The organism is Oceanobacillus sp. J11TS1 (assembly GCF_018333215.1).
GTDB lineage: Bacteria > Bacillota > Bacilli > Bacillales > Amphibacillaceae > Oceanobacillus.
The window spans coordinates 22186-34817 of sequence record NZ_BORO01000001.1 but is presented as its reverse complement, the minus strand read 5'-3'; the positions used below and the strand labels follow the sequence as shown (position 1 = coordinate 34817).

Sequence of the window (12632 nt, the reverse complement as noted above, 5' to 3'; positions counted from 1 at the left end):
TAATGCTATCTTCATCTGTCATATCGGTGCAACCTTTCACTTAAACATATCCTCTCTACTGTTGTTCTATTTCAAGAAAGAATAAAATCCTTATATAAGCAAACAATAGGAACAAAAAGGAGGAAAGATTCATGAAACATGGAAAGGCTTTATTGATTAAATTTATTGTATCTCTCGTGCTTCTGTACGTTATCCTTGGCCTAATGTATGGAATGATGACGTTCGGTGAGGTTTTACTTTTATCTGTCGCATTAGGAATTGTTTCTTACATCATCGGTGATATGTTAATTTTACCAAGGTCGAATAATACGGTAGCCACGATTGTAGACTTTGTATTGGCTTGGGCGATTATTTATTGGTTTGCGGATGCAATGACTGTTGCTGACAATGTGTTTACGGCTTCTTTAATTTCGGCAATAGTAGTTGGTGTTTTTGAATTGTTTTTCCACCGCTATGTGGCAAACCATGTTTTATCTGACGATGAGAAGAATGGAGCGAGGGGAAACCTTCAATACCACACTGAACTTTCCGATGAGTTAGAAGAGGAACTGTTAGATAGTAGAAATAAAAAGGACAATGATAAATAATTCCCGAGCCGCAGTGAAAAGCTTAAAAACTTTGGCAACTACAATCTTTTGGTCTTAGTTGCCTTACTTGCATAACAAAAAACGCTTGTACCCACGCGTTTTTCATTTATACGGGGTTTTATTTCGTTATATATGAGGGGGGTCCTGTATTCTTCCGGATATTTACAATAAAACAGGAGAAAGTATTACTGAAAACCTAAATTTCATTAACAAATATATTCTAATTAGTGAGGGAAGAATATGAACAAAAAGAAGTGGGATCTACTCGCACTCGCATCAATACCTTTAGCCATGACATTAGGAAATTCTATGCTTATTCCAATCTTGCCTGTTATTGAAAAAGAGATCGGTGTCTCCTCTTTCCAATCAAGTTTGATCATTACTGTATATTCAGTTATCGCTATCTTACTTATCCCATTAGCCGGTTATTTATCTGACAGGATTGGAAGAAAAAAGGTCATTATCCCAAGCTTAATTATAGCTGCAGTAGGCGGTATTATTTCCGCGTGGGCTGCCTGGAAAGGGCAAGATCCGTATATGTGGATTTTAATTGGACGTTTTTTACAGGGGGCTGGAGCGGCCGGTGCTTTTCCAGTTGTTATACCTACTGTCGGCGATATGTTTACAGATGAAAAAGATATGAGTAAAGGCTTGGGAATCATTGAAACATCCAATACATTTGGAAAAGTTTTAAGCCCCATTTTGGGAGCGGTACTTGCCGCATTGATATGGTATCTCCCTTTTGCAGCTATTCCTGTCCTTTCTGTCATTTCCCTTGTTCTGATTATTAAATTCGTGAAAGCACCGGAAAATAAGGAAAAAAAGAAGATAAAAAATTTCCGGGATTTTATGAAGGAAATGAAAGAAACCTTTCAGTATAACGGCAGATGGCTAATGGCTGTGTTTGTTATTGGCTGTCTAAATATGTTTGTTCTATTTGGTTTTTTATTTCATTTATCTTCCCTTTTAGAGGACAAGTATGACATTACTGGTATTCTTAAAGGGGTTATACTGGCTGTCCCTTTGCTTTTTCTATGTTTGGCCTCTTATATCGTTGGTAAGAAAATTGGCGGAAACAAACGTTTCATGCGGTATATTATTTTAGCAAGCAATGGAGCGGCTGCTTTAGCACTCGTTTTTATTAACAAAGAAATCGGACTTGTCCCAATGATACTTTTACTAACCGCTGCTAGTATTGGAATAGGACTTTCTCTGCCTTGCCTGGATGCATTGATAACAATTGGAATTGAAAAAGAAGAAAGAGGAACCATTACCTCTTTTTATAGCAGCATGCGCTTTTTAGGGGTTGCAGCTGGACCTCCCGTCACAGCATTGTTAATAGAAAACACCTCCAATTATATATATATTATTTTTGCCTCCCTAAGCATACTTGCTGTCGTTTACACCTTTTGGGCTATAAAACCAGAAGAAAATGAAGCTAAGGTAGCGGCAGATTAATGAGGAAATAGGTATTAACCAAGCTGGAGTTTATTTTTAAATTATATTGAAGGATATTAAATTCACATAGAAAAGCCACCCAGGACAGGTGACTTTTCTATTTCTCTGCTTTATTTATTCTTTTTTTAATTGCGTTCATGGGCTGTCAGGGGAAATAAAAAATAATAAAAGGTATTAGCCCTCATAAATGGTGAAGGGCTGCCCCTTAACAAAATCTACTTTCGCTCTTTCCATAGCTCCATTGGGTTTTCTTGCTCTTCATCCAACGGCACTTGTATCATTGTAAGCGCTCGTTCTGATTTCGGTTTTTGCAGATCCTCATATATCACTTTTGACTTCTCTAATCCCACTTCGACCGCTTCCTCAAGTGATGCACAATAAAAAACCTTCTCAATCCCCGCATAGTACATCGCAGTTAAACACATTGGGCAAGGTTCTCCACTTGCGTACATGGTAAAACCCGATAGATCATTCGTTTGCAATTCCTTCTGCGCTCTGCGGATAGCCAGCATTTCCGCATGTCCACTAACATCATACGTTTTATGCAGTTCGTTGACTCCTTCTGCTATAACACGGTCATGTTTTACAAGTACTGCACCAAATGGCTGTCCACCGTCTCTTACGTTTTCTACAGCTAGCTCTACTGCCCTTTTCATGAATTTAACCATCTCGATAACCTCCATTTATCAAAGAATAGCAAGGATAACAACTGCTCTATTTGTTATATATGTATTTTACTATCGAGTAAGCTATATAGGCAAACGAATATGTTGAAGGGTTTCCAACCTAAAAATACTATTTCCTCTAAACAAAAAAGACACCTATACATTTAAGTACAAGTGTCTTTACGAAATTTGTGGCGAAAGACCATGTGTTCACATCCACATGAATTGCATCCTTCGTCTTACACAAATCAGCTCATCGCAAAAGTAAGTGTAACATGATTCCATGTACAAGTCACTATATTTCTGAGACAACCTTTCTTTGTCCGACAATTCCTCTTAATTCGCTCCGCAATTTCCATTACCGCTCCTATAATTCTATACTCGCTCCATAATTCCCGTTACCGCTCCAATAATCCTATTCACGCTCCATAATTCCCGTTACCGCTCCTATAATTCTATACTCGCTCCATAATTCCCGTTACCGCTCCAACATTTCTATTCACGCTCCGTAATTCGTTACCACTCCAATAATCCCTATCTCGCTCCAAAATATTAATTAATCTGAGATTCCCTCCCAGTTTTTTCTTAATTTATGTTATATTTAGGATTATCGATTTTTAAACATGATTCACACAACTTTTAGGAATTCTATCATGAGGAGAGAACAAAATGACAACTATTTTATTTCGAAATGCCAACGTATTTACCGGGAAAAATTCAACGTTTGAAGCGATCGATTTTGCAGTAGACACGGAGTCTGGCATATTTATTCAAAAAGATACTGAAAACATAGAAAAAGTTATTGACTTGCAGGGAAAATATGTCATGCCAGGTCTAATCAATGCCCACACACATATTATGCTCGATCCTTTCTTTGAAATCGGCGGTCTTTCTTCTGTTAGCACTACAGAAACGGGAACTGTCGTAAACACGTATATTGCGATAGATAATTTAAACAAACTCTTAAAACATGGTGTTACCTACCTTCGCGATGTTGGATCTTCCGACAATATTGATTTACACCTATCTAAATTGGAATAACAAAATAAAATAACTGCACCAGGTATTATCAGTTCTGGTCCTGCGATTGTAATGACTGGCGGACACGGTGTTGAGTTGGGATTGGAATCTGACGGTGTAGATGAGGTTCGTAAAAATGCACGTCTCAATATCAAAAATGGAGCAAGGAATATTAAATTAATGGCAACCGGCGGTGTAAGCATGGACGGTGAGACACCGAATGATGTTCAACTCAGTGTGGAAGAAATGTGCGCAGGTGTGGAAGAAGCCCACCATAAAGGCTATACAGCTTGTGCGCATGCTCAAGGGACAGAAGGAATCAAGAACGCGATTCGTGCCGGTGTAGATTCAATTGAACACGGGATTTACTTAGATGATGAAGCAATTCAAATGATGCTTGATAATGATACGTATCTAGTCCCAACATTAATGGCGCCTTGGGCTATTAATCAACATCCTGAGGAATTACCTGCATTTATGGTTAAAAAATCTCTTGCTGTTCAGGAGGCGCATATTGAAAGCATTGGCAAAGCAGCTAAAGCAGGCGTTAAAATTGCGATGGGAACGGATGCAGGAACTGCTTATAATGATTTTGAAAATGGGTCTGCTCAAGAGCTTGAGCACATGGTGAAAGCTGGACTAACACCTTTGCAGGCATTACAATCCGCTTCTATCAATGCGGCAGAATTGCTAAAAATTGACGATCATGCTGGCTCCATTGAGACAGGCAAGCTCGCTGATTTTATTATTATAGAAGAAAATCCATTAGAAGATATTAAAGCTGTCCAAAGGAAAAAAATTGTTTATAAAAAAGGAAAAAAAGTAGAATAAGCATTACAAGAAGTCGGCTGATCTTGTAAAATCACCATTTAAAAACGAAGACACTCCCCAACCCCTTGGATGAATGTCTTCATTTTACTTATGCAAATAAGGAAATTCGATATATTCCTGTTGTCCAAGTCCAGTTTTCGTTTGTAGTTACCACTCTCTTTTCGCTGCTTCCAGGGTAGCTAAGCTGACAAAGCCCTTTTGCAACGGCGGTGGACAGATTCGGTTATGCATTTTAATTTGTTTATTAATCTTTTTGATATCCCCTTCTGTTTGAGCTGCCTGCACTAATAAGCTGATCTCTTTTTGCAGCTTCAGCCACGGTGGCAAATAACCAGCATCCTTCGCTATTTTTTGAAAGTGTTGAAACGTATCTTTTTGGATATAATCTTTCGACAAAGGCTTCCCCTTCCCCGTTAAATCCTTCTCATAGCTATAATCATTCCCTTTGATTATATCGCCAATTAAATCATTGTATTCCTTATCCAATCATCTCATCTCCCCTACTTTTATTTCTTACCATCCAACGCACCTTTCGTATACAGAAAATTTAAACAATAGTATCTCCTTTTTAGTATACTGTTTTTTTATCTATTTTTCTATTTATCATCTATACTTCCCCCTTAAATTCTACAAAATTAACAATTTCCTTACATTACCTTTATATTCGTTTAAAATAGGTTCTTTATTATTGGTGATAGATTGAAACATTGAAGGAGGAATTGGCATTGAAATTAGGTAAAAAGCTATTATCCTTAGCAACCGTAACAAGTCTCACATTTATGAGTTTAACTGCTTATGGCAGCACTGATGCTTTAGCCAGCAAGATGGAGAACGCATCAGAGGAAAATAGGAATCAGAATGCGAAAGGAAATGACGCTGAAGTGAAAAATGTCATCTTTTTAATTGGTGATGGAATGGGCGTTTCCTATACTTCTGCGTACCGCTATTTTAAAGATACCGAGAACGAGAAATATGTTCCCCAAACCGTATTTGACAAGTACCTAGTTGGACAGCAAGCTACATATTCTGAAGACCCGCATGAAAATGTCACCGACTCTGCAGCAGCAGCTACAGCGATGTCAACAGGGGTAAAAACATATAATCATGCCGTTGCCGTAGATAATGACCTGTCGGAGGCTAAAACGGTATTAGAGAGTGCAAAAGAATCAGGCAAATCCACCGGCCTTGTTTCTACGTCTGAAATTACACACGCAACACCAGCTTCATTCGGTTCGCATGACGAGACACGAAAGAATATGAATGGTATTGCCGATGATTACTATGATGAGTTAATCAATGATGAACATAAAATAGATGTTTTATTGGGCGGAGGCACAGCTTTATTTGAGCGTGAAGATCGTAATTTAACAGAAGAATTTCAACAGGATGGGTACAGTTACGTTACGGATAAAGAAGCTCTATTAAACGATGATACAGAACAAATTCTAGGCTTGTTTGCGGAAGAAGGGTTGCCGAAAATGATTGACCGTACAGAAGATATCCCTTCCTTGGCTGAAATGACCAATACAGCACTTGACCGTTTAAGCAAAAACGAGGAAGGATTTTTCTTAATGGTGGAAGGCAGCCAAATTGACTGGGCAGGTCATGATAATGACATTGTAGCCGCGATGAGCGAAATGCAAGATTTTGAAGGAGCCTTCCAAGCAGCGATTGAATTTGCAGAGAAGGATGGCAATACATTAGTTGTGGCAACAGCGGACCATTCAACAGGTGGTTTCTCCCTTGCAGCAAATGATGATTACAATTGGTTTACAGAACCACTTCATGCAGCTAAACGGACACCGGACTATATGGCTGAAGAAATTATGAATGGTGCAGATGTTAGAGAAACATTAAGCAAATACATTGATTTAGAATTAACGGATAAAGAGATTCAATCCGTTGAAAAAGCAACAGAGACTGAAGATACATTAGAAGTAGATAACGCGATTGAAGAAATTTTTAATGTTCGTTCCAATACAGGGTGGACAACAGGTGGACATACAGGAGAAGACGTGAATGTATATGCTTTCGGTCCTAAATCCGAACAATTTGCTGGACAAATCGAAAACACAGATCAAGCGAAACTTATCTTCCGTATTTTAGAAGGTAAAGATGAAAAAACAGAAATAAAAGATGCTGATATGGAAGCAGATACGAAACCGGAGAAAGAAGCTACGAAATAGCATATAAATTCGCCTTATATGATGGCTCAGGCCTCGTCATATAAGGCACATTCACCAAAATAAGGGGTATTCATAATGAAAAAAACGATATGTATGTTTATTTTAATGATTGCTTTGGCCGGCTGTTCTCAAGATAGAGAGGCAGAGAAAGCTGATGCTGCTGAAGCTAAGTCTGTTGCAATTTCAGATTCCAATCCACCTGCCGAATATTTAGAAGGATATATGAAGAATCCGCAATTGCCGGACGATAGAGAATTAGTAGAACCAGACCAAATAATAGAAGATTCGAAGGGGCGCTCAACCCTAATAAAGATGAATCAAGTAAATCAGGTTTATAAAATGTGGAATATCGAATTAACTATCAGAGACGCAAAATTGATTCACCTTCGACCAGCTTACAGTATGATCGACTATTTTCATGGTTTAACAGCCGAATCAGAATTTGATTACATAAAATTTTTTGTAGAGGTAAACAACACATCCAGCCAAAATCTCCAATTTAGTCCAATCGCGCAAATAGAGACAAACCATGGGGAACAGGTTCATTGGGAAGATGATGTCTATCTCGAAGGAATAGATGAATTACTGCAACCTGGTCAATCTCGAAAAGGAAATATGGGATTTATCATAGAGAAGGCAGATAACCTATCCTCTATTACGATAACAACAAGTGATGTATATGATGAGGAAGGCAATAAAGTGACAGATGCTCAAACGATAGAGATTGAAATATAACGTTACACAGAAAAAAGCTGTCCAATTAAGTATATACCTAATGGACAGCTTCTCTTATTGTATTAATATTTATCGCGACTTTTTTTCTTTTCTGAGAATAATTTTCCTCTTTCAACCCACTTTTGTTTGGCTAGCTTTCTTCGCTTTACTTCAGCTTTTACAAGCGTTGGGAAATCATTTTCAGCAAAGTCTTGAATACTATCCCAATCCGAGAAAAAAAGTACCTTCATATCCTTTGAACCATCAGCATTACGACGTTTGTTTAGACACACACCAAAAATCCGGTTCGATTTCTCGAGCATTTGTTTAAATAGACGGGGATGTTTTTCCTGATCGCGATATAGCGTATCAACCATTCCCATATAATTCGCATCGTAATGCTGGAATGGCGTATCACCATCGATGATTGTACTGCTGCGATATACTTTACGGTTATTCGCGTATATCCATATTAATGTACCATAACCCAGGTTCTCCTTTGTACTTACGATAACTTGTTTCATATTTGTCATCCTGTCTAGAGGAAAATTAGCATGGTAAATAAAAATTCTTGAAATCTCCGTTTGTGAAAAAATATGCTACCTCTACTCTCAAGTATACACCATTTCAACCTTAAAAGCTTGAAAACTTAAGAAGGTGTCCTTTTTCATTATGGCTATTAGCGTTATTCACTTTAAAAATTCCATTTTCCAGCTATAGTAATCATTCTCCTTATTCTTTTCATAGCTTAAATAGGCATTAAATTTCTTTCCGCCTTTACTCGTCAGACCTTTAACGAAGGCTTTTTTCTCCTTCAATAACATTTTTACCATTGTTTTGGTCGGTTTCTTGCGCATCGAGGCTAAATATTTATCATTTTTCCAAATCGCAAATGTACATCCTTTTTTCCAATTACTGCAGCCAAAGGCTTTATAATTATCTGTCACCTTGCCACCGCATGCAGGGCATGTACCTAATACTTCATTGGTGGCTCGGGAAGAGGTTACCTTGTGAATAATAACGTCCTCTCCACGCTTTATTGTTTCAACCGACTCTGTTGTAAAATGAAAAACAAGTTGAAGGAATTCTTGTTTGCTCACTTTTCCTTTTTGAATATCTGATAACGTTTTTTCGAGACGCCCAGTGAAATCTAAATCGAAAAGATTTTTTACGGGAAAAGTTTCCACAAGCCGGTTGCCAAGCTCTGTACAAAGCAAATTTTTACTTTCAGTTGTAATATAACCTACATCCTTCAGCTTTTTAATTGTTTCTGCTCTGGTTGCAGCTGTACCAATACTAAATCCGGTTAAAATTCCGCCCATTAGTTCTTCGCTTTCATCCTCTTTATAACTTTTCCCACAAGTCTCCATCACACGAAGCAAGGTTCTTTCTGTATGATGTTTTGGCGGCTTCGTTACATGCGAAGTGACTTCAGCCCCTAAGACATGAACACGCTCCTGTTTGCTAACGGATGGCAGCAACGTATCTTTTGATTGGATTTTCTCTACTTTTTTCCAGCCTTCGATAAGCTGTACCTTTCCTTTTGAATGGAAAACACCAGGCAAATCCAGATCTAGAATTTTTGTGATCAGCTTCGTCTCCTCATATTCAGCTATCGGCATGAACTGCATAATAAAGCGATTTTTAATGGCAGTATAGACAATTCCTTCATCTGCTGAAAGTCGCTTAGGCTTCATATATGTTGGAATGATTGCGCTATGGCTTTCTACTTTTGCATTATTAAAAACGCGCTTTGTTTTCATAAATTTAATTTCATCTTTATAAGGAAGCTCCTCGGAATGTACTTTTAATACATGGGCTGTTTTTCCAACCAAGCTTTCTTCTAATGCGATACTAGATGTCCGCGGATAGGTAATCAGCTTTTTCTCATAAAGTGACTGGGCCACCTTTAATACTTTATCAGATGTCCAACCCTTGTATTTACTAGTTATAAACCCTTGCAGATTGGATAAATTGAATAAAAACGGGGGGAATTCCTTTTTCTTCTCCACTTGCTTATCTGTAATAATTGCTTGCTTGTTTTGAATCTTGCTGTGGATTGTTTCTAATAATTCCTTCTTCTTAAATTTCTCATCTTTGTTTTCTACATATATTCCTTCGTATTCATGGTTACTTGCTGTCTGGAATGTTGCAGATAGTTTAAAATAATCTTCTGGCTTAAAATTTTTTATTTCTTGATCACGATCATAGATTATTTTTAATGTTGGGAGGAGTACCCTGCCTATATTTAACGCTTTACTTTTTCCTTGCTGGTATTTTAACGTTGCCACGGATGTCAAATTAATACCAATCACCCAATCAGCCCATTGTCTGCTAATTCCTGCATCCCTTAACGGCTGCATCATCGTGTTTGGTTTAAGATTTTCCAAGCCTTGTAACACTTCATTTTGCGTCCATTCATTCAATAGCAGGCGATATACCGCAGCTTTGGGTTTCACCCCGCCTCGGTAAATAATACTATCCCCTATCAACTGGCCTTCGCGGTCATAATCACAAGCCGAAATAATTGCCTCCACATCACTCCGTCGCATTAGAGAATGAATTGTTCTTAACTGTTTTGCTGCTCCGCCATCTGTTTGGGCTCGATTTCTCGGACTGCTTTTCACTTTATATTTAAATTCAGGAGGGATAAAAGGAAAATTTTCCATCTTCCAACTCCGCATTTTCCCATCATAGTCTTTTGCATCGTATAACTCGACAAGATGGCCAAATGCCCAAGTAATCAAATAATTATCCCCTTCAAAGTAACCATCTTTCTTTGTTTTAATATTTAATGCGTCTGCAATGTTTTTTGCGACGGATGGTTTTTCTGCTAAAATTAATCGAACTCCCATTTCGAATTCATCGCCTTTCCTATAGCCCATATCAGTCGTTTATTATACTTTGATTCGGCCCTACTAGAAACATCCGTTCGGTTCACTACCATTATGCCATAGATTATGCTTTTTTTCTAACGGAATCCTCCGAAAGATCTTTGGGAATTGGATAATTATACCAAATGAACAACCAGGTTATAAAACTATTTCACGGTTAAAAACGCTGCCAGCGACATAAAGTCGCCAGCTTCAGTGAAGGAAATGAATCTCATCTTCTGATAGGGGGGAGAAACATAAAAAGAAACCATTATAAAACTATTAACGTTTGATGTTACGAAGGTCTGGAACTAATATATACATTATCGACTATTCTATTTAACATCTTTTCTTAATCCATTACATGTTCCTCTCCGTTTTCATCAGTATAAGATTCTAAAATTATTTCGTCATTTTTATTTTTATAATAAAAGTACGTATTTGTATCGTTTTCTATTTTTATACTAACCATATAGTTTCTTACCCCTGGTAAATTAGCTACAAAAGCTTTACTAGATACTATATTCTCTTTGGGAATATTTTTTTCAACCATGACGTGTTCAATTACATCATTCTCTAGATTATTCTTTGCGCAGAAAAAATACCCTGAAATACCAATCCCAATAATTAATATTATAATCCAAATAATTTTTTTCATTTTTATCATCCTAAAAAACAGATTATTTATTTTTAAGATTAATATAAAGACCTAGGAGATAAGTATATAAGAAGGGCTGCAATTGACGCTTCAAACTGTTTTCTAAAAGATTTGCCAATTAAATCAACTTACCTTTGGCAAAACAGACTCAAACTTCCAATAATGAATCCGTTCGGCTAAAAACAGTAGCGTTTCCCCTACAACTTAGTGTTGAATTATCGCGCTTAAGGTTTTGTTTCTTCCTTAAAATCGACACTTAATATATCGCCATCTTCTTCATTCATTCCTGCAGGATTGTGATTTTCATCATAAACAGACAAACCGTAACTGTCTCCATGACTAAAATGATGTTCTACCTCAAAGTAAATTCGCTCACCCTGTTCACCGTGGATGGGAATTAAATGTTCACCATTAAAATATTTGTATTCAACCCCTACAAATGTATCTCTTGTCACCTCGTTCCATCCTACTTTACTTGTAAAATCCAAAGGAATCATCACAATACAAACTAGCGGTGCTGCGAATGTAATCCAGCTGTACCATTTAGATGGTTTTAATTTTTCTTTACCAAAGAGAAAAAGCAGAGAAAAAATACCACCCACTGTTCCAGCAATCAATGCGTATTCGATTGGCATCACAATCAGAAAAATGAGGTAACCGAACAAAAGATAAAGCAACATCTGTTTACCCAAAGAAAAACAAGGTATGAATTTCCCAATAATATCAATAATAAAGGAACTAATTAATCCGTAACCAAAAAATAAAACCCAAATCACTGGGGATATAATCAGTTCATGGAATTCAAACAAATTAAACTGACTGATAATGATCATGATGACAAAAAAGATTGATATTGAAAAACTGGCCCCTATCAACTTCTCTAACAGGCGACTAAAGAATGACATTTTTTTCAAGTATTATCAACTCCAACAAACTCACAGCAAACACCTTTCATTTTCTACAAATTAAATTTTCCTGAAATTATCCCAGCTACTTCGTCAGCACTTAATTTAGTATTATTTATTTTTATGTAATTTTCCCTTTTAATTTCACCCTCGAAGGAGTTCAATCTGTGTTTTTCCATCGTCTTAATAAGTTCATTTTCTGACCAATCAATATTTCTTTTTGTAGGTTTGTGTTCGAGCCGGTGTGGGCTTTTATTCCGTTCTATTCTCTCATCCGTATCCGCTTCTAATTCCACAAAGAAAATATCCGCACCTTTGGATTCAAAAATTTCACAAATCTTATCTACATAGTCCCAATCCTCTTGTTGATCAAATGCCCATACATAGGTGAATATCAGTCCTGCTTGATCACTTTTAGCTACTGCTTTGAATATTTCTCCCCTAAATAGATTTGACATTTTCCACATTTCTGTATTAAATCCCAAGAACGGTTCGAGTAATTCGATCGTCATATGATTGTGAAACAGCTTCAAATCCGTTATTTTCTCTAATTCCTGCCCTACTGTCATTTTACCAACTGCTTGAGGTCCAAATATAAGCACAAACTTCATAACTTCCTCCTTATTCTAGGCTAATCCATCTTACCCTCTGAAAAATGCATTGCGCCTTTAGATATCACTTAAATCTTTTGGTCACTCTATCGATGTATGAAATTTTTCTCAAAGGTACTACGTT

The 12632-nt window shown here is 37.2% G+C and carries 11 protein-coding genes and 1 pseudogene; 5 read left to right on the top strand and 7 right to left on the bottom strand.

The features are described 5' to 3' along the window. Positions 1-131 precede the first annotated feature (131 nt). Both KI343_RS00180 and bcbE read left to right on the top strand, forming a co-directional pair. Positions 132-587 carry a YndM family protein gene (locus KI343_RS00180; protein WP_212924410.1) on the top strand — a complete coding sequence of 152 codons (456 nt, stop codon included), beginning with the start codon at positions 132-134 and terminating at the stop codon, positions 585-587. A gap of 240 nt (positions 588-827) precedes the next feature. After that, a complete protein-coding gene (gene bcbE, locus KI343_RS00175) occupies positions 828-2045 on the top strand; it encodes a bacillibactin exporter BcbE (RefSeq protein ID WP_212924409.1) in 1218 nt (405 codons plus the stop codon). 215 nt (positions 2046-2260) lie between these two features. Here bcbE and KI343_RS00170 read toward each other — a convergent pair whose 3' ends face one another. Beyond that, positions 2261-2713: a nucleoside deaminase gene (locus tag KI343_RS00170; RefSeq protein WP_212924408.1), complete on the bottom strand. Its 453-nt coding sequence runs from the start codon at positions 2711-2713 to the stop codon at positions 2261-2263. Positions 2714-3379: 666 nt separating this feature from the next. On the opposite strand from KI343_RS00170, the pseudogene KI343_RS20500 reads away from it, so the two are divergent. After that, a pseudogene (locus KI343_RS20500) lies at positions 3380-4561 on the top strand (metal-dependent hydrolase family protein). Between the two features lie 147 nt (positions 4562-4708). Here the strand turns inward: KI343_RS20500 and KI343_RS00160 are convergent. Continuing rightward, positions 4709-5047 carry a DnaJ family domain-containing protein gene (locus KI343_RS00160; RefSeq protein WP_212924407.1) on the bottom strand — a complete coding sequence of 113 codons (339 nt, stop codon included), beginning with the start codon at positions 5045-5047 and terminating at the stop codon, positions 4709-4711. Positions 5048-5340: 293 nt separating this feature from the next. On the opposite strand from KI343_RS00160, the gene KI343_RS00155 reads away from it, so the two are divergent. Together KI343_RS00155 and KI343_RS00150 are read left to right on the top strand one after the other, a co-directional pair. Then, positions 5341-6747, top strand: a complete 1407-nt coding sequence (locus KI343_RS00155) for an alkaline phosphatase (RefSeq protein ID WP_212924795.1) — start codon at positions 5341-5343, stop codon at positions 6745-6747. 75 nt (positions 6748-6822) lie between these two features. Then, a complete protein-coding gene (locus KI343_RS00150; protein WP_212924406.1) occupies positions 6823-7482 on the top strand; it encodes a hypothetical protein in 660 nt (219 codons plus the stop codon). A gap of 62 nt (positions 7483-7544) precedes the next feature. On the opposite strand, the gene KI343_RS00145 is transcribed toward KI343_RS00150, so the two are convergent. The 5 genes from KI343_RS00145 to KI343_RS00125 form a co-directional block, all read right to left on the bottom strand. After that, positions 7545-7985 carry a hypothetical protein gene (locus KI343_RS00145; protein WP_212924405.1) on the bottom strand — a complete coding sequence of 147 codons (441 nt, stop codon included), beginning with the start codon at positions 7983-7985 and terminating at the stop codon, positions 7545-7547. Between the two features lie 165 nt (positions 7986-8150). Beyond that, the gene (locus KI343_RS00140) at positions 8151-10316 is read right to left on the bottom strand and encodes a type IA DNA topoisomerase (RefSeq protein ID WP_212924404.1); all 2166 of its coding nucleotides are present in this window, start codon (positions 10314-10316) and stop codon (positions 8151-8153) included. A gap of 370 nt (positions 10317-10686) precedes the next feature. Beyond that, complete coding sequence (locus KI343_RS00135) at positions 10687-10992, bottom strand: hypothetical protein (RefSeq protein WP_212924403.1); 306 nt, start codon at positions 10990-10992, stop codon at positions 10687-10689. 224 nt (positions 10993-11216) lie between these two features. Beyond that, positions 11217-11906 (bottom strand): hypothetical protein, encoded by a 690-nt coding sequence (locus KI343_RS00130; protein ID WP_212924402.1) that lies wholly within the window; start codon positions 11904-11906, stop codon positions 11217-11219. A gap of 44 nt (positions 11907-11950) precedes the next feature. Next, on the bottom strand, positions 11951-12508 hold the full coding sequence (locus tag KI343_RS00125) for a DEAD/DEAH box helicase family protein (RefSeq protein ID WP_212924401.1): 558 nt from the start codon (positions 12506-12508) through the stop codon (positions 11951-11953). Between the last annotated feature and the right edge of the window lie 124 nt (positions 12509-12632).